This window comes from Nocardia amamiensis (genome assembly GCF_015477605.1).
Classification (GTDB): Bacteria; Actinomycetota; Actinomycetes; order Mycobacteriales; family Mycobacteriaceae; genus Nocardia; species Nocardia amamiensis_A.
This window is the reverse complement of the sequence record NZ_JADLQX010000003.1, coordinates 359,343-380,660: the sequence shown is the minus strand read 5'-3', so window position 1 is coordinate 380,660 and position 21,318 is coordinate 359,343. Positions and strand designations below refer to the sequence as shown.

The 21,318-nt window shown below is 69.0% G+C and carries 19 protein-coding genes; 5 read left to right on the top strand and 14 right to left on the bottom strand.

Going from position 1 to position 21,318, the window contains the following annotated elements; translation table 11 throughout:
• Nucleotides 1-97: 97 nt before the first annotated feature.
• The 4 genes from IU459_RS06415 (at nucleotide 98) to IU459_RS06400 (ending at nucleotide 1,437) form a co-directional block, all read left to right on the top strand.
• A complete protein-coding gene (locus IU459_RS06415) occupies nucleotides 98-526 on the top strand; it encodes a DUF5753 domain-containing protein (protein WP_324198766.1) in 429 nt (142 codons plus the stop codon).
• Complete coding sequence (locus IU459_RS06410; protein ID WP_195128513.1) at nucleotides 523-729, top strand: DUF397 domain-containing protein; 207 nt, start codon at nucleotides 523-525, stop codon at nucleotides 727-729. Before IU459_RS06415 ends, IU459_RS06410 begins: the two co-directional genes overlap by 4 nt.
• 187 nt (nucleotides 730-916) lie before the next feature.
• Nucleotides 917-1,189, top strand: coding sequence for a type II toxin-antitoxin system Phd/YefM family antitoxin (locus IU459_RS06405; protein ID WP_195128512.1), 273 nt, complete (start codon nucleotides 917-919; stop codon nucleotides 1,187-1,189).
• Nucleotides 1,186-1,437: a type II toxin-antitoxin system RelE family toxin gene (locus IU459_RS06400; RefSeq protein WP_195128511.1), complete on the top strand. Its 252-nt coding sequence runs from the start codon at nucleotides 1,186-1,188 to the stop codon at nucleotides 1,435-1,437. The genes IU459_RS06405 and IU459_RS06400 overlap by 4 nt, the downstream gene beginning before the upstream one ends.
• A gap of 90 nt (nucleotides 1,438-1,527) precedes the next feature.
• On the opposite strand, the gene narI is transcribed toward IU459_RS06400, so the two are convergent.
• The 14 genes from narI to IU459_RS06330 form a co-directional block, all read right to left on the bottom strand.
• Complete coding sequence (narI, locus tag IU459_RS06395; RefSeq protein WP_195128510.1) at nucleotides 1,528-2,286, bottom strand: respiratory nitrate reductase subunit gamma; 759 nt, start codon at nucleotides 2,284-2,286, stop codon at nucleotides 1,528-1,530.
• Nucleotides 2,283-2,963 carry a nitrate reductase molybdenum cofactor assembly chaperone gene (gene narJ, locus IU459_RS06390; RefSeq protein WP_195128509.1) on the bottom strand — a complete coding sequence of 227 codons (681 nt, stop codon included), beginning with the start codon at nucleotides 2,961-2,963 and terminating at the stop codon, nucleotides 2,283-2,285. Before narJ ends, narI begins: the two co-directional genes overlap by 4 nt.
• A complete protein-coding gene (gene narH / locus IU459_RS06385) occupies nucleotides 2,960-4,708 on the bottom strand; it encodes a nitrate reductase subunit beta (protein ID WP_228837500.1) in 1,749 nt (582 codons plus the stop codon). Before narH ends, narJ begins: the two co-directional genes overlap by 4 nt.
• A gap of 71 nt (nucleotides 4,709-4,779) precedes the next feature.
• Entirely contained in the window at nucleotides 4,780-8,490 is a 3,711-nt protein-coding gene (locus IU459_RS06380; protein ID WP_195128507.1) for a nitrate reductase subunit alpha, read from the bottom strand.
• Between the two features lie 483 nt (nucleotides 8,491-8,973).
• On the bottom strand, nucleotides 8,974-9,447 hold the full coding sequence (locus IU459_RS06375; RefSeq protein WP_195128506.1) for an LOG family protein: 474 nt from the start codon (nucleotides 9,445-9,447) through the stop codon (nucleotides 8,974-8,976).
• A 425-nt stretch (nucleotides 9,448-9,872) separates the two neighbouring features.
• Complete coding sequence (gene mtnC / locus IU459_RS06370) at nucleotides 9,873-10,565, bottom strand: acireductone synthase (protein ID WP_195128505.1); 693 nt, start codon at nucleotides 10,563-10,565, stop codon at nucleotides 9,873-9,875.
• The gene (locus IU459_RS06365) at nucleotides 10,562-11,137 is read right to left on the bottom strand and encodes a 1,2-dihydroxy-3-keto-5-methylthiopentene dioxygenase (RefSeq protein WP_195128504.1); all 576 of its coding nucleotides are present in this window, start codon (nucleotides 11,135-11,137) and stop codon (nucleotides 10,562-10,564) included. Before IU459_RS06365 ends, mtnC begins: the two co-directional genes overlap by 4 nt.
• The gene (mtnA, locus tag IU459_RS06360; protein ID WP_195128503.1) at nucleotides 11,134-12,780 is read right to left on the bottom strand and encodes an S-methyl-5-thioribose-1-phosphate isomerase; all 1,647 of its coding nucleotides are present in this window, start codon (nucleotides 12,778-12,780) and stop codon (nucleotides 11,134-11,136) included. The genes IU459_RS06365 and mtnA overlap by 4 nt, the downstream gene beginning before the upstream one ends.
• Before the next feature lie 79 nt (nucleotides 12,781-12,859).
• The gene (locus IU459_RS06355; protein ID WP_195128502.1) at nucleotides 12,860-13,210 is read right to left on the bottom strand and encodes a DUF1330 domain-containing protein; all 351 of its coding nucleotides are present in this window, start codon (nucleotides 13,208-13,210) and stop codon (nucleotides 12,860-12,862) included.
• A gap of 157 nt (nucleotides 13,211-13,367) precedes the next feature.
• Nucleotides 13,368-13,538 (bottom strand): hypothetical protein, encoded by a 171-nt coding sequence (locus IU459_RS06350; protein ID WP_195128501.1) that lies wholly within the window; start codon nucleotides 13,536-13,538, stop codon nucleotides 13,368-13,370.
• Nucleotides 13,539-14,088: 550 nt separating this feature from the next.
• The gene (locus tag IU459_RS06345; RefSeq protein ID WP_195128500.1) at nucleotides 14,089-15,831 is read right to left on the bottom strand and encodes an NTP transferase domain-containing protein; all 1,743 of its coding nucleotides are present in this window, start codon (nucleotides 15,829-15,831) and stop codon (nucleotides 14,089-14,091) included.
• An 82-nt stretch (nucleotides 15,832-15,913) separates the two neighbouring features.
• A complete protein-coding gene (locus IU459_RS06340; RefSeq protein WP_195128499.1) occupies nucleotides 15,914-16,669 on the bottom strand; it encodes a VOC family protein in 756 nt (251 codons plus the stop codon).
• Nucleotides 16,670-16,723: 54 nt separating this feature from the next.
• Nucleotides 16,724-17,026: an MGMT family protein gene (locus IU459_RS06335; protein ID WP_195128498.1), complete on the bottom strand. Its 303-nt coding sequence runs from the start codon at nucleotides 17,024-17,026 to the stop codon at nucleotides 16,724-16,726.
• 4 nt (nucleotides 17,027-17,030) lie between these two features.
• Complete coding sequence (locus tag IU459_RS06330) at nucleotides 17,031-17,807, bottom strand: alpha/beta hydrolase (RefSeq protein WP_324198765.1); 777 nt, start codon at nucleotides 17,805-17,807, stop codon at nucleotides 17,031-17,033.
• On the opposite strand from IU459_RS06330, the gene IU459_RS06325 reads away from it, so the two are divergent.
• Complete coding sequence (locus IU459_RS06325) at nucleotides 17,697-21,305, top strand: ATP-dependent helicase (RefSeq protein WP_228837428.1); 3,609 nt, start codon at nucleotides 17,697-17,699, stop codon at nucleotides 21,303-21,305. The genes IU459_RS06330 and IU459_RS06325 overlap by 111 nt on opposite strands.
• Nucleotides 21,306-21,318: the final 13 nt, after the last annotated feature.

Genomic DNA, 21,318 nt, shown 5'->3' with positions numbered 1-21,318 from the left:
CGACATCATATCTGGTTCTGTTCCAGACACGAGAATATGCGGAAAGCTGGACCGGCTGTACTTCACCGATGACCTTTCCGAGGAACGCGAGCGCCGCATGCGGATGCAGCGTCAACGGCAGAACCTCATCATGCGTACGGTCTCACCGCTCCATGCCGATCTCGTGATCGACCAAGGCGTACTGCGGCGAGTCGTCGGCGGGCCACGAGTGATGGACAGGCAGTGTCGGCACCTTGCCGACATGCCGCCGAATGTGTCTGTCCGGATACTGCCCGACACTGCGGGATTCCCGGTCGGCACGACGACCGGTCCGTTCACCATGCTCGATTTCGGCACCGACAACGAAGGCGAACCACTCGAGCCACCCGTCGTCTACGTCGAGAGCTATGTGGGCAGCGTCCATCTCGAGCGTCCGGACAGTGTGCGCCGCTGTCGGAAGGCGTTCGAGAAGATCCAGTGGGTAGCGTTGGATCGGACGCAGAGCAAACACCTGCTACGGCGGGTAGCGAAGGAGTATGTGCCATGAGCACGTACCTGTCCGGGGGACACTGGTTCAAGAGCAGCCACGGTGCCGGGCAAGACCAGTGCGTTGAGGTTGCACACCTGGACAGTGGCATGGTCGGCGTGCGCGACTCCAAGAACCCGACCGGTCCGGCGCTCATCTTCACCCCGAGTGAGTGGGATGCTTTCACCGCTGGCGTCGTAGACGGCGAATTCACTCGTTCATAGCAATACTCCCGAGCAAGCCCTGTGTCCGCGAATCGACGCGGCGCGGGGCTTCGTTCTGTGCAGAGGACAATTCCGTCCGAGCGCCCGGTGTCGTCGATGCCCGTCAATCGGCAAGCTCCTGCCTCTTCTCCCGCCGCTCAGTCGATGACTGAGGCAAATTCCGCCCCATATGTGTAACATGTGTGACATGAGTACCTACAGTCTGAGGGATCTGCGGACAAGGCTTGGTGCCATCGTGCGGGAGGTCGCTGCGACCGGCGACGAGGTCGTCATCACCGACAGCGGCACCGAAATCGCGGTGCTCATCAGCATGGCCGACTACGAGCGCCTGCATGAGCACGCCGACCTCGCCGACGCCCTTCGATTGCGGCGGATGCGGGAAGTGCCCTTCGAAACGATGTCGATGTCGGAAATGGTCGAGGAGCTGGGTATCGACCCGGCGACGGTTCTTGCGTCGTGAGGATCGAGTTCCACCCCGACACACTGAAGCAACTGCAAAAGCTTCCGCGCGATGTGTTCGAAGCCGCGCTCCAGGCCATCATCGGGCTGAGTAAAGAGCCGCGGCCCGCCGGTGCGAAGAAGCTTGTCGGCAGCCGTGATGACTGGCGAGTTCGGATCGGCCAGTACCGCATCGTGTACGAGATCGATGACGATGAACAACTCGTGACGATCTACACCGTCGCCAAGAGATCCGACGTCTACCGCTGACCCGGGAACCCCGACGCGAGCGCCTGACACACGAAAACCCGCCCGGACGACGATGGCCGGGCGGGTCTTCGCGTGGCGCGACGGCGTCGTTCAGCGCCAGCGCTCGGGTGTCACCGGCGCTTCCCAGGCGCGGGCGTAACGGCGCTTGTCGGCGGCGTCGTATTCCTTGCTGCGGTACACCACGTACGGCCGCACCAGATACCCGACCGGCGCGCTGAACATGTGCACCAACCGGGTGTAGGGCCACAACCCTATAAGCGCGAGCACCACGAGCCCGTGCAGCTGGAAGGTCCACGGTGTGTCCACCATGAGTTCGGGCCGGGGGCTGAGGGTGAACAGGCTGCGGAACCAGGGGGAGACGGTCTCGCGGTAGTTGTAGGTGCCCCACAGTAGGTTGCTGCCCCAGGTGTTGAGCAGTCCGGTGATCAGCGCCGCGGCCAGCAGCGCGTACATCAACTTGTCGTTGCCGGTGGTGGCCTTGCGGACGGCGGGCACCGTGAAGCGCCGGTAGAGCAGGATGCCGACGCCCGCCAGCACGGCGAGACCGGCCACCGAACCCGCCCCGACCGCGATGACGTGGTAGGCGTGCTCGGAGATCCCGACCGCGGCGGTCCACGACTCCGGGATCAGGACGCCGAGCACATGACCGCCGAACACCCCGACCATGCCGAAGTGGAACAGCGGGCTGCCCAGGCGCAGCAGTCGGCTCTCGTAGATCTGCGAGGAGCGCGTGGTCCAGCCGAACTGGTCGTTGCGGTAGCGCCACAGGTGCCCGAGCACGAACGAGGTGAACGCGACGTACGGCAGGATCAGCCACAGCGAGATCGGCAGATTCGGGGATGCGTTCATCGTCGGCCTTCCGATCCGTCGAACAGGGAGGGGTCAAGTGCGAAGGGTTCCAACCCGACCTCTTCCTCCGGCGGGCCTTGCGCCGCCAGCTCGGCGATGCGCCGCCGGTCGGCAGTGGTGGGCGGCGGCAGCGTCGCTCCCACCGCGGCGAGCACCCCGGCGTATGGAGAACCGCTGTCGGACAGCGAAAGTCGCAGCAACTCCAGCACCGGAACGTGTTCGCCGAGCAGTCGCTCGCCGCCGATCGGGTCCACGGTGGCGGCGAACTCCAGCAGCACCGGCAGATGGTCGGGCAGTTCCTCGTCGCCGAGTTCGACACCGGCGTGCCGGTAGGCGTGCTTGAACCGCAGCAATGCCATCCCGCGTTTGCGGGTGTCGCCGTAGGCGTAGAAGGTCAGGTGCAGGCTGGCGCGGCGGCGCATGTCGAAGGTCTCGACGTAGGCGGCCGCGAGCTTCAGCGGTGGGGTCGTCCGCAGGTAGTCGAGGCATTCGCTCAGCTGGCTGCGCACCTCGTCCGGCAATTCCGCCGCGGCGGTGGCCAGCTGGCCGACCATGGCGAGAGTCTGCTCGGTCGGGTAGTCCAGCAGCAGCGCGGCGATCCGCCACACCAGCTGCCGGTCGCGTTGGGCGAGCTCGACGGACGGTTCCGGGCGGCGGCGCAGCTTCAGCAGGCTCATCGCCGCGCCCCGCTCGGTGCGGAGGCCGGGGCATCGGCGGGGGCGCCGTCGCCATTCGCGACCACGCCGATGCCCGAGCCATTGGTGGGCTCGCCGTTTGCCGAGCCATTGGCCGGAACGCCGTTGCTCCCGTGCCCATTGCGCGTGCCGTTCCCGGCCCCGTTGGCCGGCACCAGACCCTCGGTGCTCTTGCCGTCCCAGTTCAGCAAATTGATCCGGGACGACTTCTCCTCCGGCGCGGCGCCATTGGAGTCGGTGAGGTGGAACTTCTCCACCATCTGGTCGAACGCCGTCATGCCAGGTCCGCCGTCGGTGTCCAAGCTGCACCCGGTGGCGAGCGAATCCAATTCGTGCGCACGGGCTCCCGCACCGGTCGGGATGACATACCGGTGCTCGTACTTGGCGATGGCCAGCAGCCGGTACATCGCCTCGATCTCCTCCGGCTCCAGCCGCACCGACGGCGCGATGGCGGGATCGGGCTCCTCGCCGAGGTTCACCGAGCGCATGAACGAGCGCATCGCCGCCAAGCGCTGCAACGCGGCGCGCACCGGTCCCACCTCACCGGCGGTGAACAGTTCGGCCAGGTACTCCACCGGGATGCGCAGCGCGTCGATGGCGCCGAACAGGTTCGACACGTTCTCGCCGTCGTGCCCGGTCTCGGTGAGCACGTCCACCACCGGCGACAGCGGCGGCACGTACCAGACCATCGGCATGGTGCGGTACTCCGGATGGAGCGGCAGCGCGATCTGGTAGTCCACGATCAGCTTGTAGACCGGCGAATCCTGGGCCGCCTGAATCCATTCCGGCGAGATCCCGGCCCGCTCGGCCTCGGCGATCACGCGCGGGTCGTGCGGGTTGAGGAACACCCCGAGCTGGGACGGGTAGAGATCCTTGTCGTCGGTGACCGAAGCGGCCTCCAGCACGGCGTCGGCGTCGTAGAGCATGACGCCGATGTAGCGCAGCCGTCCGACGCAGGTCTCCGAGCACACCGTCGGCATGCCGACTTCCACGCGCGGGTAGCAGAAGGTGCACTTCTCCGCCTTGCCCGTCTTGTGGTTGAAGTAGATCTTCTTGTACGGGCAGCCCGACACGCACTGCCGCCAGCCGCGGCACTTGTCCTGGTCCACCAGCACGATGCCGTCCTCGGCGCGCTTGTAGATCGCGCCGGAGGGGCAGGAGGCCGCGCACGACGGATTCAGGCAGTGCTCGCAGATCCGCGGCAGGTAGAACATGAAGGTCTCTTCGAATTCCAGCTTCACCTGGTTCGAGAGCTTCGCCAGCAGCGGGTCCTTGCCGACCTGCTCGGGGCCGGAGCCCAGGTCGTCATCCCAGTTGGCACCCCACGTGACGTTCGTATCCTGGCCGGTGATCAGCGATTTCGGGCGCGCGACCGGCGTGGTGTCGATGGGCGGCGAGGACAGCAGGTTGTCGTAGTCGTAGCTCCACGGCTCGTAGTAGTCCTCGACCGTGGGCAGGTCCGGGTTGGCGAAGATGTTCAGCAAGCGCTTGAACCGGGACCCGGACTTCAGGGTGAGCTTGCCGCGCTTGTTCAGCGTCCAGCCGCCCTTCCATTTCTCCTGATCCTGGTACTGCCGCGGGTAGCCCTGTCCGGGACGGGTTTCCACGTTGTTGAACCAGACGTACTCGGTGCCGCCCCGGTTGGTCCACGCCTGCTTGCAGGTGACCGAGCAGGTGTGGCAGCCGATGCACTTGTCCAGGTTCATCACCATGGCCAGTTGTGCCATGACTCGCATGTCAGTACTCCACTTCCTGCGGCCGTCTACGGACAGAGCGTCGTGACCTCGTCGGGCTCATGTCAGTACTCCACTTCCTGCGACCGCTTGCGGATCGTCGTGACTTCGTCGCGCTGATTTCCGGTGGGGCCGTGGTAGTTCAACGCGAAGGACTGCTGCGCGTAGCCGCCGATGAGATGCGAGGGCTTGATCATGATGCGGGTGAGCGCGTTGTGGATGCCGCCGCGCTTGCCGCGGCCCTTGGTGTCCTCGCCGATGCCCTCGATGCGCGGCACGTCCACCGCCCGGTCCTGGGCGTGGTACATGAACACCGTGCCCTCCGGCATCCGGTGGCTGACGATGGCGCGGGCGACCACGATGCCGTTGCGGTTGATCGCCTCGATCCAGTCGTTGTCGGCCACACCGATCTTCGCGGCGTCGCGGTCGGACATCCAGATCGTCTGCCCGCCGCGGGAGAGCGTCAGCATGTGCAGGTTGTCCTGGTAGGCGGAGTGGATCGACCACTTCGAGTGCGGCGTCAGGTAGCGCACGGTGACGCCCCGCTCGCCGACCTCGCCCACCGACGGCTCGCGGAACAACGCCGTCATGTCCAGGGGCGGACGGAAGATCGGCAGCTGCTCGCCGAGTTCGATCATCCAGTCGTGGTCGAGGTAGAAGTGCTGCCGCCCGGTCAGCGTGTGCCAGGGCTTGAGCCGTTCGGTGTTGATGGTGAACGGCGAGTACCTGCGTCCGCCGGTCTCGCTGCCCGACCATTCCGGCGAGGTGATCACCGGTACCGGGCGAGCCTGGGTGTCGGCGAAGGAGATTCGCTTGCCCTCGTGCTCGGCGGCCAGGTCGGCCAGCTTGGTGCCGGTGCGGCGTTCCAGCGCGTGGAAGCCCTCCACCGCGAGCCTGCCGTTGGTGGTGCCCGACAGCGCGAGGATCGCCTCGGCCGCGTGCGTGTCCTTGGCCAGCGACGGGCGTCCCTGCGCGACGCCGGACACCACGGTGCCGTTCACCCCGGCGAGGTACTCGACCTCCTGGTCGGGGTAGGTGGTGACGCCCTTGGTGGTGACGCCGAGCGTGTCGATCAGCGGCCCGAGCGCGGCCATCTTCTCCGCGAGCTTCGGGTAGTCGCGTTCGACGACCACCAGCTTCGGCATGGTCTTGCCCGGAATCGGTTCGCACTCACCGGCTTTCCAGTCCAGCACACGCCCGCCCGCCTGCGCGGTCGCGTCCGGCGAATCGTGCTGCAGCGGCACGGCCACGATGTCCTTGCGCTTGCCCAGGTGCTTCTCGGCCATCCAGGAGAAGCCGCGCGCGATCCGGTGGAAGGCGTCGAAGTCGGTCTTCGCCTCCCACGGCGGCGAGATGGCCGGGGAGAAGGCGTGCACGAACGGGTGCATGTCGGTGGAGGACAGGTCGTGCTTCTCGTACCAGGTGGCGGCGGGCAGCACGATGTCGGAGAACAGCGTGGTGCTGGTCATCCGGAAGTCCAGCGACAGCAGCAGATCGAGTTTGCCGGTGGCGGCGGTCTCGCGCCAGTTCAGCTCTTGCGGCCGGACGCCGGTGGCGTCGGTGGTCTGCAAGTTGGAGTCGGCGCCGAGCAGGTGGCGCTGGAAGTACTCGTTGCCCTTGCCGGAGGAGCCGAGCAGGTTCGCCCGCCACACGGTCAGGCAGCGTGGGAAGTTCTCCGGCGCGTCCGGGTCCTCGCAGGCGAACCGCAGGTCACCGGACTTCAGCCCGGCCACCACGTGCTCGGGCGCTGTCTTGCCCTCGGCCTCGGCCTCGTCCACCAGGTCCAGCGGATTGCGGTCGAAGGTGGGGTAGCTCGGCATCCAGCCCAGCCGGGTGGCCAGCGCGATATTGTCGGCGGCCGTGCGACCGGCGAACTTCCCGGCGCCCAGCGGCGAGGCGAACGACTCCGCGGTGAACGGGTCGTAGCGCCACTGGTCGTTGGTCAGATACCAGAACACCGTGCCCTGCATCTGCCGCGGCGGGCGCTGCCAGTCCAGCCCGAAGGCCAGCGTGGACCAGCCGGTGACCGGGCGGCACTTCTCCTGACCGACGTAATGCGCCCAGCCGCCGCCGTTCACGCCCTGGCAGCCGGTGAGCAGGGTCAGGGTGAAGAACGCGCGGTAGATCTGGTCGGAGTGGAACCAGTGGTTGGTGCCCGCGCCCATCAGGATCATCGAGCGGCCGCCGGAGCGGTCGGCGTTGTCGGCGAACTCCCGCGCGATGCGCTCGGCCTGCACGGCGGGCACGCCGGTGATGGCCTCCTGCCAGGCCGGGGTGTAGGGCTCGGACGCGTCGTCGTAGCCGCTCGGCCAGGTGCCGGGCAGGCCGTCACGGCCGACGCCGTACTGAGCCAGCAGCAGATCGAAGACCGTGGTGACGAGCCTGCCCGCGACCGTCGTGGTCGGCACACCGCGGGTGAGGACGCCCGGGGTGTCACTGTCGAAGCGGGGTACCTGCACGGCCGCAGCGTCGTCGGTGCGGCCGTACAGAGTCAGCAGGGGATCGACGTCCCCGAGATCGAGGTTCCACTTGCCCGCGCCCGCTTCGCCGAAGCGATGGCCGAGCGACCCGTTGGGCACCACCGGCTGCGCCTCGCCATTCAGCAGCACCGTCTGGAACTGCACGTTCTCCCCGGTGTGGCCGAGATCGGCGGCGGTGAGGAACTTTCCGGGCACGTACGACCCGTCGCGCTCGTCCAGCGTGATGAGGAACGGCAGATCGGTGTAGCGCTTGACGTAGTCGAGGAATCGCGGCGTCGATTTCTTGACGAAGAACTCGTCGAGCACCACGTGGCCCATCGCCATGGCCAGGGCGGCGTCGGTGCCGGGACGCGCGGGCACCCACTCGTCGGCGAACTTGGTGTTGTCGGCGTAGTCGGGGGAGACCACCACCACCTTCTGGCCGCGGTAGCGCGCCTCGGTCATGTAGTGCGCGTCCGGCGTCCGGGTCACCGGCACGTTCGAACCCCACATGATGAGGTAGCCGGCGTCGAACCAGTCCGCGGACTCCGGCACGTCGGTCTGGTCGCCGAACACCTGCGGCGAGGCCACCGGCAGGTCGGCGTACCAGTCGTAGAACGACAGCATGGAGCCGCCGAGCAGGGAGATGAACCGGGCGCCGACGGCATGGCTGACCATCGACATGGCCGGAATCGGCGAGAAACCGGCGACGCGGTCCGGTCCGTACTGCTTGATCGTGTAAACGTGTGCGGCGGCGGCGATTTCGGCTGCCTCCCACCACTCGGCGCGGACGAATCCGCCCTTGCCGCGTGCGGCCTTGTAGCTGCGCGCCTTATCAGGGTCTTCGACGATCTCGCCCCAGGCCAGCACCGGGTCCTTGAGCCGGGACTTGGCTTCCCGGTACAACTCCAGCAGCGTGCCGCGCACATAGGGGTAGCGAACCCGGGCGGGCGAGTAGGTGTACCAGGAGAAGGACGCGCCGCGCGGACAGCCGCGGGGCTCGTACTCCGGCTTGTCGGCGCCGACGGACGGGTAGTCGGTCTGCTGCGACTCCCAGGTGATCACACCGTCTTTGACGTAGATCTTCCACGAGCACGACCCCGTGCAGTTCACGCCGTGCGTCGAGCGCACCACCTTGTCGTGCGACCAGCGGTCCCGGTAGAACTCGTCGGCACTGCGACCGCCGACCTTGTGCAGCGTCCGCTGGTCGGACGACACCTCGCCCCGGTGGAAATATTTCCCCAGCCGCAGGAGGGCGTCCCCGGCGTCGGCGGCCGGGGCGGAGGGTCCGCGACCCTGGGTACGCGAATTAACCACGACGTCCCCTTCGAGCTGTTAAATCGGGCTGATGTGTCGAGGGTAAGGAGACGTCGACGGCTCGCCAAACAACTCTCTCACAGCCCATTCGAGCGCGTGGTGAGTTGTGAGATCGCCGCAACGTGGTGGTCACGGTGCCGCGGTGCGGACGAGGCGCGCCGGGCGGGTCGACCAGGGCGGATGCTCGATGACCTGGTCAAAAGCGACTCGGGGGCGGTTAGTTACTGCAGGGTCGGTGATGCTTTGGAAACGACCGGTTCTCTCGCGCTTTACATTTGTTAACACAACTGAACAGACCTCGACGGTGCCGGTTCTCCTTGTTTCCGGCCGCTTCCGTAGCGCTTTCCTGGACGCATTCAGTTGCCTGGATCACAATTCGCGGATAGTTTGCCATAACGGGAACGGCATAAGGAAGGCATAGGCTCGACCAAGGCGATTCAGGCCCACCCGAGTTGCGTGACCCAGGACGAGCGGTGGAGACGATCAGCCTGCCAACGCGATACTCACTGCTTCCTTCGGGCTTTCGACGACCTTTGACGCGATGACAGGGTTGCCGTCAGCGTCCAGTAGCTGCCACCCGCCGAGGGAGACGACCGGCACGCCACCCCGGCGATTGGCGAGTGCGAGTTCCGACAGGGTGCCCCATGAACCCCCGATGATGATCACGGCGTCGGCCGACCAGATCAGGATGGCGTTACGGGCCTCACCCATGTTGGTGTACAGCACAGCGGAGAGACCATCGCAAATTCCCTCCCGGTTGGCGTCGGGGCGAACACCGATGACCAGGCCGTCTGCCTTGGCGGCACCTTCGGCGACTGCGGCCATGACGCCGGTTCCGCCACCGCACAGTACGGTTGCGCCTGCCTCGGCCAGCAGTCGTCCCACCTCCCGAGCGTTCGCTTCGTCGGTGTCGGTGCAGTGCCGAGGACCGCAGACCGCTACCTGTACTGGCGGCACGGTTACTCCTTGCTGTGGGTCTGCGCGGTATAGGTGGTGAACAGATTAATTCGATCTTCGAGTTCGCGACCGGCTCGCGCCCGAAGTTGCCGAGTACCTCGTTGTCCAACCACATCCGCAGCCGCTCTCCCGGATTTGGTCACGCCGTTCGACCCGGCCGATGTCGACCTCGATTTCCATCACAGTTATGACGCTCAAAATACAGCTCCGATGGCCTTCGTCCGGCGACCCAGGCCCCCGCTGCGCTCGACGAAGGCGGCATCCGGCTGGCGGTGCCGATCTCGACCTGGCCAGCGTCCGACCCGGGCTCTGCGACGACCAGACCGCAAGCAGATCGCTGAGCCGCCCGCGGACTGAGTGACACTGCCGAGATGCAAGGTATTGCGAAATTGCTGGCGCTGGCGCGATGGGAGCCCGCGCCGCAGTCAGAGTCGGTCGGCGGGAGTGATGTCGGCGAACGTGTCGACCCAATGGTGCGGTGGCCGTGCCGGATTGGGTTCGCCCGGGCGGGCCAGCCCGACCGCGCGCCAGCCCGCGGCGACGGCGGCGTCGAGTTCGTCCGGGTGGTCGGACAGGAAGAGGATGCGCTCGGAGGGTACGCCGATGGCGCTCGCGATCTTTGCGTACGACGAGGATTCGCGTTTGCCGCCCGCCGTCGACAGATCGAAGTACCCGCTGATCAGACCGGACAGGCTGCCGCCGCGCGCGAAGGCGAACCAATCCTGTTGATTACGAACCGATCCCGAAGAGTAGACATACAGCGCGAAGCCCGCGGCATGCCACGCGGCGAGGGCGGGCGGCACATCGGGGAAGAATTCACCGTGCAGCGCTCCATTGCGGAAACCCTCCGCGCAGATGAGGCCCTGGGCGGCCTTGAGCGGCTCGGCCTTCACGTCCGAGTCCAGCCATTCGCGCAGGATCGCGGCGACCTCGGCGGGGTCGGCGTCCGGTCGCTCGGCCAGATCTCTGGTCGCGGCCAGCACGGGTGCGGCGGCGGTGGAGCTGTTCTCGGCCAGCCACGCCGGAAGCCGTTGCCGGGTGTAGCCGTACAGGTCTTCGCGGACCGCCGCGGTGGGGCTGGTGGTGCCTTCGATGTCGAGGACTATTGCGCCGGTCACGGCGCGGTCAGCAGCTCGTCGAGGGTGGGGAAGCCCGCGCTGATCTTGTCGCCGGTGAAGTCGCCGACCCAGCCGTCCTCCTCCTCGAAGAAGCGGATGGCGATGAAATCGGGGCGCTGGCCCATGTCGAACCAGTGCAGCGTGCCCGCGGGCACGGAGAGCAGGTCGCCGCCTTCGCAGACCACGGCCAGGACCTCATGGCCCAGATGCAGGTAGAAGCAGCCGCGTCCGGCGGCGAAGAAGCGCACCTCGTCCTCGGCGTGCCGGTGCTCGTCGAGGAACTTCCCGCGCGCGCCCTTGGCGATCTCCGGCCAGTTCGGGTCGGCGTCGTCGGGGTGGATGCGGGCGATGTCGATGTGCTTGTAGCGGCCGGACTCGTTCAGCTCGGCCACGTTGCTCGCGTAGTGCGCGAGCAGGTCGTCGGAGGACACGGACGCGGCGTTCTCGACCACCGGCCAGCGGCCGAACGTGATGCCGTGCCGGGCCAGTTCGGTGCCGATCACTTCGTCGTCGGTGGTGCGGACGCGCACGTCGGCCGGGTTTTCGGCGGCCATCACCTGCAGCAGGGTCATGTCAGTCCAATCTCGAGAATGTCGTCGCGGGCACCGAACGCCGCGGGACTGCCGATGCGGGACACCAGCTCGCACAACGCTTCCAGACATTCGGCGCGATCGCGCGCCTGGGGCAGATTATCCCCCCACGCGGTTATCCCGTGCCCGGCGATGAACAGGACCGGGAGAGCGTCGGGGTGGTCGAGGAGGTAGCGCTCGATGTCCGCGCCGATGCGCGGCACGTCGGGCCAGTTCGGGAAGACCGGGATGTCCGCGACGGCCGGATCGGCGCCGCCGAGCCCTTTGATCAGCTCGTAGTCGGTGATCCGAAGAGTGGTCAGCGCGCCCGGCACCGCCGAGCGGGTGGCCAATGCGGTCGCGAAAGGCGGGTGGATGTGGACCACAGCCTGGGCGGAGCGGGTGCGGTAGACGGCGGTGTGAATCGTGGTCTCGGCCGACGGTTTGCGTTCCTGGCCGGACACCGGCGCCGAATCCGCGACCCGCACGGTCACCATGTCGCGTTCGGTGAGTTCGCCTTTGGACAGCCCGCTGCCGGTGACGACGGCGTTCGCGTCGGTGCGCACTGAGATATTGCCCGCCGTGCCGGGCATCCATCCGCGCCGGTAGAGCTCTCTGGCGATGTCCGCGATTGCCGCGCCGTGGGAAGGATCATTGCGGTGTACCACGCCGTTCTCCGTGACCACCGCGGTCACCAGCTCACCCGGCGTCACGTCGAACGCCGGGTTGAAGACCTCGGTCTGCGCGGGAGCCGTTGCCGTACCGCCGAATCCGGTGACCTCGTGTGCCGCACGTTCCTCCACGACGATCTCGCGGCCGGTGGTCATATCCGCGTCCCGGGTCGACTCCGGGGCGACCACGACGAACGGGATGCCGTGGTGCCGGGCGGCCAGTGCGAGACCGTAGGTGCCGATCTTGTTGGCGACGTCGCCGTTGGCGGTGACCCGGTCGGCGCCCACCAGCACACAGTCGACCTGCCCGGTCGCCATCGCCCACGCGGCCGCGGAGTCGATGGTCAGCCGGTGCGGGATGCCCGCTTCGGCCAGTTCCCAGGTGGTCAAGCGCGCGCCCTGCAACAGGGGGCGGGTCTCGTCGACCAGCACCTGCTCGATCGCGCCGCGCTCGGACAGCACCCGCAGCGTGCCGATGGCAGTGCCGAACGCGCTGGTCGCGAGCCTGCCGGTGTTGCAGTGTGTGAGCACCCGCAGCGGCCGGTCCGGACAAAGCCCCTGCACCAGGTCGGCGGCGTTGGTGGCGGCCGCCCGGTTGACCCGGCCGTCCTCGGCCAGCATGTCGAGCGTCTCGGCGAGTACCGCGTCCGCGCCCTCGGCCACCTTCTGCCGGACTCGCCGCACCGCCCAGGCCAGGTTGACGGCGGTGGGGCGGGCAGCGGCGATCCGATCCGCCTCGGCCTGCACCGCGGCCTCGTCCACCACGCCCTCGACGGTGTGCACGGCGGTGGCGATGACCACGCCGAATGCCCCCGCGATGCCGATAGCCGGCGCGCCGCGAACAGCCAGCGTCCTGATCGCGTCGATGACCTGATCGACCGTGCTCAGCCGCAGTTCGCGCACCTCGTGCGGCAGTCCGCGCTGGTCGATGGTGACGAGCGCACCGTCGTCCCAGAGCAGAGAGCTGTCGTTCATCAGGCGCATCCTTCGTCACGTCGAGCAGGGTCGTGCCTGGTCAACGGTATCGGACGGCGCTGTGCGGCCCGTAGTCGCGTCAGGCTGCCCCGGTCGCCTCGGCGCGCAGCTTCGCGGCGCGTTCGCGCGGGTCGTAGTCCGGGCCCACGCCCTCGATCAGCAACAGGTCGCCGTCGATGTGATCGGCCCGCAGGGGCAGGATCTGCTGGTAGGCGGGCGAGTGGTACCAGTCCCGCGCCTCGGTCATGCCGGGGAACTCGATCAGCACCATGCTGCCGGGCCAGCTGCCTTCCACGACTTCGGCCGGGGGTCCGTGGATGACGAAACGACCGCCGAACGGGTCCAGCGTGGCCTGGATGCGTTCCAGGTACTCCAGAATGTCCGGGTGCGGCCTGCGAGTGCGCAGGTGCGCGAAGCCATAGGCGGGCATGGCGTTCCTTCGTTCGATGACGCCGGGGATGGCGTGGAACCCGACCGTAGGTCCGCGCTGGGTAGGGCGGCAATTACCGCGGAGGTAAAGGCGACGAACAGACCGCAGCCGCCGGTCCCGGGAGGAGAGGGGACCGGCGGCGCGGCGAGGGCGCAGATCAGCTGTAGCGGCGGTCCTGCTCGCCGCGCCGTTCGCCCTCGGACCTGGGGCCCCGACGGCTTTCGGGGTTCGCGCCTTCGGGCATGCCCTGCTCCTGGCGCTGTTGCTGCTGCTGCCTCGGCATCTGCTTCGGCATTTTCTTAGGCGTTTTCTTCGACTTTTCAGCCATCTCCACTCGGTTCCTTTCCGGGGGATTGATATTCGCCTAACAACCCAAACGATAGCGAGCGGATATGACTTGCGGAAGAGAAAGTGAAAAATACGGTCCGTAGCGGCCGATTGGCTGCATTTCCGCAGGTAGAAGAGCTATTGGCTATGGTACTCACTGGCGAATCCGACCGCCATGGACTCCGCATGATACATTTCTTGCGGCCGCTCGGGATCTACTCTATCGAAATGTAATCAGGGCCGATCCAGCCCTTCCGGAGAGAGTTTCGCGGTGTCGATATGGCCTTGAATCCCGGACACTTCGCGCATATGGCGAACGAATTCAATTCTGCTGTTGTGATGCACGCGGTCGTCGGCCGGATCGTCGGCCGGATGTGTACGAAAAACCTTGCCGGGGAAGGCGTTTCACGCATACCCCCGGTCAGGGGGCAGGTGCCGGACCGGCGGTCTTGTGGACGCCGGACTGGAACACCAAATACCCCAGTGGTTTTCGTTACTCGGTGGCGATCATTCACACCGGTCCGTGGACATGCCCGGCTCCGGCTCGGCGCTCAGTAGCGCAGCGGAAGGAATTCGACGATCGCGCCGTCGACGGCGTCCGGCGGGACGACGACCAGACCATCGCGGTCCACCAAGCCGCCCAGGTGCGCGGTGCGAACGGCCGGGTCGCCGACCCATCCACCCTCGTCGACCGCGCGGGCGGGGACGATACGCGGCACCGGACCCGCGACCTCGGCGGCGTTGCGGAGCGGTCCGCGTTGTGGACGCGCCGCGGACGCGCCGGTACGACCCTCGACGATGGCGGGCGCCAAGGTCATGAGCGTCGCGACGGCGGCGAACGGGTTTCCGGGCAGGCCGAGCACCGTGGTACCCGGCCCGAGTTCGGCGACGACGGTGGAACCGCCGGGTCGCAGGCGCAGGCGCGGCACGACGATCTCGGCCCCGGCACGGGTCAGGGCGGCACGCAGCTGGTCGGCGGCCCCGCCACCGGTCGCGCCGACGATCACCAGCAGGTCGCCGTCCGGTGAGGCGGCCATGACCTCGTCGAAGCCGTGCGGAGTGTCACGCAGGTGCACCCGGTCGACAGTGTGGATGCCATACCACGACAGCAGGTCCGGCAGGATCGGGCCGATCGAGTCGCGGGTCTGGCCCGCCTGCAGCGGACCTTCGCTGCGGATCTCGTCACCGGTCATGACGATGCGCGCGCGCACCGGGCCGCGCACGGGTGCCGCGGTGACCTCGACGCTCGCGGCCGCGGAGACCAGCGCCGCGGTGACCGGCGTGCCTTCCGGCGCGACGAGATCGCCCACCTCGCGGTCCTCGCCGCGGCGGCGGATGTCGTCGCGCGGCGGAGTGTCCGGCAGCCGGTAGAGGGTTTCCTCGGCGACATGCGCGAACTCGTCGCGTAGCACGCCGGTGGTGCCGTCCGGCACATGCGCGCCGGTCGCGATCCGCACCGCCTCGCCGGACAGCAGTCCCACCGGACGCCGCCCGCCGGCGAACCCGATATCGCGGCGCAGGCGCCACGGCCCGTCGCCGGCCACCGCGTAGCCGTCCATCGCGGACACGTCGAAGCGGGGCAGCGGCCCGGCCGCCGTCAGCGGACCCGCCAGCGCGGCGCCGGTCACCGAACGCAAGTCGGCCTCGTACTCGGTCAACCGGGACAGCCTGCCGCGCAAGAGGGCGCGTGCCTCGTCGAGCTCGAGCGGCGGATGTCTGCGCGGTGTTTCGACCGCTGCCCTGGCCTGGCGCACCTGCTCCTCGGTGTCGCAGTCGCCGACCCCGGGCAGCGGGATGATCGCGGCGTCGGCGGGCACCAGCGCTTTCATCGGCTGGTTGATCAGCGCGCCGAGCCCGTCCAGCGCGGCCGCCAGCGCGGAGCGCCGCCACACCCCGATCAGGTATTGCGGACGACCCGATTCGTCGGCCGCGAACACCGCGTCCGCGCCGGACTCGTTGGCGTGCCGCAGGAGTTCGGCGAGCGCCCACTCCGACAGGAACGGCAGGTCCGCGGCGAGCACAACGACCAGCGGCGCGGCGGAGCCCAGCGCGCGTAATCCCGTGCCGATCGCGGCCACCGGCCCTGAACCCGGCGGCACCTCCCTGACCTGGATGATCTGCGGCGGCAGCTCGGGCCGGTGCGGCCCGACCACCACGGTGTGCGCGCAGGAGGCGACCGCGGCGAGCGCCACTTCGAGCATGGAACGGCCGCCGATGACGATCGCGGGTTTGTCCACACCGCCCATCCGGCTGGCCCGGCCGCCCGCGAGGACGATCGCGTCGACGGCCGTCACACGCCTCGACCTCGAGCTAGGTACACCATGGCGGCCATGCTAATTCGTCGGTGCCGGGAAGCCGGGGAGCGGACGGTGCGGATCAGGCGTTCGACCAGAAGCGAGCCGACCGCAGCAGCCGGAATTCGTTGTCTTCGGGGTCGGCGAGCACCAAATCGGTCTCGTGGTCGGGAGCCGGGGCGGCCCGATCGACCGTCCTGGCGCCCGCGGCACGCAGCCTGGCCACCTCGGCGGCGTGGTCATCGGCCGGCAACGAGGCGAGATCCAGATGCAGCCTGGTGCGGCCGGACCCGGCGTCCGGGGTCTGCACGAACTCCAGCCAGTAGCCGAGCCCGGCCGCCGAACGCAGCCCGGCGAGTCGCGCGCCGCGGTGCGTGAACGGCCAGCCGGTGGCGACCGACCAGAATTCGGCCAGGCGCGCCGGGTCGCGCGTGTCCACCACGATCGCCGCGACGGATCCGGTGTCCACGTACTCCTCCCTCGGCTCGAGCACGCAGAACTCGTTGCCCTCCGGATCGGCGAGCACCGTCCACGGCACCGCGCCTTGGCCGATGTTCACCCGCCGGGCCCCCAGCGCCAGCGCCCGGTCCACCTGGGTGCGCTGATGGTCGAGCGAGCGGGTGGCCAGATCGAGGTGCAGGCGATTCTTGCCGATCTTGGCCCGCAGCGCGGGCAGGAAGGTGAGGGCTGGTCCGGGGCCGTCGGCCTCGGAGGCCGCGACGTCCACTCGATCGGGACCCTCGTGCGTCACACACCAGCCGAGCAGTTCGGCCCAGAAGTCCGCGACCAACCGCGGCCGGTCGGCATCGAATACGACACACGCCAGGCGGGTGGGCATGGCTCAACGGTACTGGCCGCCGGTCCGTCGCGGAGCTCTTTCGGCAGGCCGCGCTCAGTGGCCGGGCAACGGGAAGCGGGCAACGCGCAGGTCGACGCGTCCGTCCCGGATCGGCACGCCCTCCTCGGCGAGCAGGCGCAACTGGCGATGGGCCAGGTGCGCGGCAGGCCTGCCGCTCGCGCCGAGCACCCGATGCCAGGGCAGGTCGGCGGCGTCGGTGCGCATGATCCAGCCCACCGTGCGCGGCGTGGACAGGCCGACGGCGGCGGCGATGTCGCCGTAGGTGGCCACCCGGCCGCGCGGGATCGACGCCACCAACGCGCGCACCTGCTCGATCTGGGCGTCGGTCGTCGGCATCGGATCAGAGCACCGAGCGCACGAGGTCGCCGGTCTCGGCCGGATACGCCTGGGCGACCATGTGATCGCAATTCCACTCCAGCACCGTCAGGCTGGCGCCCATATGCTCGGTGAGCGCCGCGCGGAACTCCGGCGTCACGAACGGCGGATCGACCTTCATCGCCTGCACCAGCACGGTGGACAGCTCACGCGGCGGCAGCACCCAGTGCCGGGCCAGCTGGCCCCAGTAGGAGTTGATGGCGGGCAGGCTCATCCGCCAGCCGAATCGTCCGTCCGCGGTCGGCATCAGATGTTCGGTGAGCTCGGCCTCCAGCAGGCGCGGCTCCACGTCGCTCCAGCCGCTGTCCAGCTTGTCCTGGCGGGCCTCCTCGACGCTGTCGTAGTCGGCCGAGACCAGCGTGGACAGTGCGATCCGGTTGAGCCATTCCGGTTCCAGCGCGATCGCCGGGTCGAGCAGCACCAGCTTGCGCACCAAGTCCGGATGTCGGTGCGCCAGATGCAGCGCGCACGCGCCGCCGAACGAATGCGCGACCACCACAACCGGTCCGTCGGCCTCGGCGGCGAGCAGTTCGACGAGGTCGGTGACGATGGTCTCGAAGTTCCACGGCGGCAGCGAGGTCGATCGACCGTGTCCGCGCAGGTCGGGGGCGAGCACGCGGACGTCGGGCAGATGCCGGGTGGCCAGGTCTTCCCAGCGTTTGCCGTGACCGGTCACACCGTGCAGGGCGAGCACCACCGGCCCGGTCGTCGGACCGAACCGGTGGACATTCAAAACAGACACCGGTTCATTGTGACCTGCGCCGGAATCCCGCGCAGAGCCAGTGGAGCGGAGGGGTGTACCGGCGTGTCGGTCGCGTCTGTTGCAATAGCCCGCGTGGTGCGATCGGATGGCGCGGTGCGACTTGTTCGCCGGAATGTGGTGGCGCCCCGGCCGCGAGACTGGGGCGCCGACGTTCGCGCGCTGCTGGACGCCGCGGCCGAGGACGGGCCGACGCGTCCGGGGTGGCAGCCCTGGCAGGTGCTCGGCGGCCCCGGTACGGGCAAAACGTCCTTGCTCGTCGATATCGCGGCCGCGCGCATCGCCGCTGGGTCGGATCCCGAATCCGTGCTGGTGCTGGCCCATTCGAAGCAGGCGGCGCGCGCGGTGCGCGACGCCATCACCGCGCGGCTGGCCGGGCCGGCGCCCGGCGCCGAGGGTGGTGTGCCCGGCGCCACACGAGAGCCGCTGGTACGCACCGTGCACTCGTACGCCTTCTCCGTGCTGCGCAGACACGCGGCGGCGCACGGCAACCCGCCGCCGCGTTTGCTGACCGGCGCCGAGCAGGACGCGGTGCTGCGCGAGATGTTGCGCGGCGACTTGGCGGATATCACCGCGGGCGCGAACGGGTTGTGGCCGCAGCGACTACGGCCCGCGCTGGCGCTCGGTGGATTCGCCGAGCAGTTGCGCGATCTCATGCTCCGGGCCACCGAGCGCGGTATCGGGCCGGAGGACCTGGTCCGGCTCGGCCGCGAGCATGCCAAGCCGGAATGGGTGGCGGCGGGCAGATTCGCGCTCCGCTACGAACAGACGATGCTGTTGCGCTGGTCGGTCGGCGTGGAGGCGCCGGAGGCGACGGCGCCCGCGCTGGACGCCGCCGAACTGGTCGGCGCGGCGCTGGACGCGCTGGCCGCCGACCCGAATCTACTTGCCGCGGAACGCTCCAGAATCGGATACCTGCTGGTCGACGACGCCCAACACCTCGACCCGCAGGCGGCGATCCTGGTCAAGGCGATCGGGCGCAGCGCGCGGACCACGGTGATCGCGGGCGATCCCGATCAGGCCGTGTTCGCCTTCCGCGGTGCGGACGCGCGGTTCGTCGCCGACCTGGACGCGCCGGACGGTCAGCGCATCGTGCTGCGGGACAACCACCGGTTCAGCGGTCAGGTGCGGCTGGCGGTCGCGCGAATTGCCGCTCGTCTGCCGGGCGCCGCGCCACAGCGCTTTCCGGTACCCGAACAGGTGGCACCGCGGGATGACGGCGCCGAGGTGCGGGTCCGCGTGCTCGCCACGCCCGCGAAGGAGGCCGCGCTGATCGCCGACCATTTGCGCCGCGCGCACCTCACCGCCGGGGTGCCGTGGTCGCGGATGGCGGTGATCGTTCGCTCGGTGCCGCTGTCGCTGGCGCCGCTGCGCCGCGCCCTGCTTGCCGCGGGCGTGCCGGTGCAGCAGCCCGCGCTCGACACGCCGCTGGCCCGCAGGCGCGGCGCGGCCTGGATGCTGCTGTCGCTGCGCGCGGTGCTGGCGGGCGAGGCCGTAGGGCGGGGAGCGGAGCCGGAGTTCGAGCCGGAGGACGCACTCGACTTGCTGGCCGGGCCGCTCGGCGGCGCCGATCAGATCTCCTTGCGCCGCCTGCGCCGCGGCATCCGGCGCGCGGTGCTCCAAGCGGCGCGGACCGGGGCGAAAGCACTCGAGGATCAGGAAGATTCGCCGCAGGATCGCGACGCGGACATCGACCTTCCCTCTGCGCAGGTATTGCGTGACCTGCTGATCGGAACCGGCGACGCGGCGATCCTGGACCGGCTCACCGAGGTCGAGGCCGCTCCGCTGCGCCGGGTGCTGGACGCGCTGAATCGCGCGCGCAAGGCGCGGGCGCGCGGCGCCGGCTTGGAGGACGTGCTGTGGGCGCTGTGGACCGGTTCCCGGCTGGAGCGGCGCTGGGTGGCCCAATCCGAACGCGGCGGCGCGGTCGGCATGCAGGCCGATCGCGATCTGGACGCCGCCGTCGGGCTGTTCGCCGCGGCCGCCGCCTATGTCGATCGGTTGCCGCGGGCGAGCATCGAAGGTTTCGTCGATTACCTGTCGCAGCAGGAGATTCCGAACGATGCCGCGCCGCGCACCGCGCCCGGCGAAGCGGTCGCGCTGCTGAGCGCGCACGCTGCCGCCGGGCGGGAATGGGACGTGGTCGCGGTCGCCGCCGTTCAAGAGGGGATCTGGCCCAATCCGCGCTCGCGCGGCACCCTGCTGCACACCGAGGACCTGGTGGATCTCACCGCGGGCGTCTCCGATGGCGGGGAGCGGGTCAGCCGCGTGGCGCCGATCCTCGCCGAGGAACGCAGGCTGCTGCTCGTCGCATGCAGCCGGGCACGGCGGTCGTTGCTGGTGACGGCCGTGGAATCGGGCTCGGGGGAACGCGATCTGGTGCCGTCGCGTTTTCTCGCCGAGTTGCTCGGGCACGACGACGACGGCGAGCCCGGCGCGCTTCCGGTGGTCGACCCCGGCCGTGCCCTGGTGATGCATTCCTTGGTGGCCGAATTGCGCGGCGTCGTCTGTGATCCCGAGGCCGACCTGGAGCGCAGGCGGCGGGCCGCACATCAGCTGGCCCGGCTGGCGGACGCGGGCGTGCGCGGCAGTCATCCCGACGACTGGTACGGGACCGCCGACCTCAGCTCGGGTCGTTCGCTGTGGACCGACGACGACGGCGCGGTGGCGCTGTCGCCTTCCACCGTCGAACTGCTGCGCACCTGCCCGCTGCGCTGGGCGCTGGAACGCCACGGCGGCACCGACGGCGACAATCCACACGCCGTCAAGGGCAACCTGGTGCACACCCTGGTGCAGGCGCTGGCGGGCAAAGTGCCCGAGGACGAGGTGCGCGCGGCGCTGGATCGCGCCTGGCAGGGGGTGGATCCCGGTACCGGCTGGCACTCCCGTCAGGAGCTGCGCCGCACCGAGGCGATGCTGGAAGCCTTCCTGGCCTGGGTCCGCAACACCCGCGGCGAGCTCACCCAGGCCGGTGTCGAAGTGCCGGTCGACTGTGTGCTGCCCGCGCGCACCGAAGACGAACGCGCCGTGCGAATTCGGGGCCGAGTCGACCGGCTGGAACGGGACACCCAGGGCCGCTTCGTGATCGTGGACGTGAAGACCGGCAAGTCCCCGGTCACCAAGCAGGCCGCCGCCGACCACGCCCAGCTGGCGACCTACCAGGTCGCGGCCGCCAGCGGCGCACTCGATACCGGTGCGGAAACCGCCTCCGCGGCAACCGAATCCGACGCGACAGCCGAACCCGGTGGTGCGCGGCTGGTCTACGTCGCCAAACCGAGCAAAGCGGAGGGCGCGACCCAGCGCATGCAGCCCCCGCTGGACGCCGAGGCCCTCGGCAAGTGGCGTGACACGATCCACGATGCCGCCGCGGCTACCCAGGGACCCAGCTACCGCGCCATGCGCAACGACGGTTGCCGCCACTGCGCGGTCGCGGGCAGCTGCCCCGTGCAGGACAGGGGCAGGCAGGTGACCGACGAGTGAGCGGGTCTATCGA

What these genes read in the sequence shown, in the direction of transcription:
- IU459_RS06415 (WP_324198766.1), top strand. Translation starts at nt 98, where the DNA reads ATGCGGATGCAGCGTCAACGGCAGAACCTCATCATGCGTACGGTCTCA.
- IU459_RS06410 (WP_195128513.1), top strand. Translation starts at nt 523, where the DNA reads ATGAGCACGTACCTGTCCGGGGGACACTGGTTCAAGAGCAGCCACGGT.
- IU459_RS06405 (WP_195128512.1), top strand. Translation starts at nt 917, where the DNA reads ATGAGTACCTACAGTCTGAGGGATCTGCGGACAAGGCTTGGTGCCATC.
- narI (WP_195128510.1), bottom strand. Translation starts at nt 2,286, where the DNA reads ATGAACGCATCCCCGAATCTGCCGATCTCGCTGTGGCTGATCCTGCCG.
- narJ (WP_195128509.1), bottom strand. Translation starts at nt 2,963, where the DNA reads ATGAGCCTGCTGAAGCTGCGCCGCCGCCCGGAACCGTCCGTCGAGCTC.
- narH (WP_228837500.1), bottom strand. Translation starts at nt 4,708, where the DNA reads ATGGCACAACTGGCCATGGTGATGAACCTGGACAAGTGCATCGGCTGC.
- IU459_RS06365 (WP_195128504.1), bottom strand. Translation starts at nt 11,137, where the DNA reads ATGACCCTGCTGCAGGTGATGGCCGCCGAAAACCCGGCCGACGTGCGC.
- mtnA (WP_195128503.1), bottom strand. Translation starts at nt 12,780, where the DNA reads ATGAACGACAGCTCTCTGCTCTGGGACGACGGTGCGCTCGTCACCATC.
- IU459_RS06355 (WP_195128502.1), bottom strand. Translation starts at nt 13,210, where the DNA reads ATGCCCGCCTATGGCTTCGCGCACCTGCGCACTCGCAGGCCGCACCCG.
- IU459_RS06350 (WP_195128501.1), bottom strand. Translation starts at nt 13,538, where the DNA reads ATGGCTGAAAAGTCGAAGAAAACGCCTAAGAAAATGCCGAAGCAGATG.
- IU459_RS06340 (WP_195128499.1), bottom strand. Translation starts at nt 16,669, where the DNA reads ATGCCCACCCGCCTGGCGTGTGTCGTATTCGATGCCGACCGGCCGCGG.
- IU459_RS06335 (WP_195128498.1), bottom strand. Translation starts at nt 17,026, where the DNA reads ATGCCGACGACCGACGCCCAGATCGAGCAGGTGCGCGCGTTGGTGGCG.
- IU459_RS06325 (WP_228837428.1), top strand. Translation starts at nt 17,697, where the DNA reads ATGCCGGGTGGCCAGGTCTTCCCAGCGTTTGCCGTGACCGGTCACACC.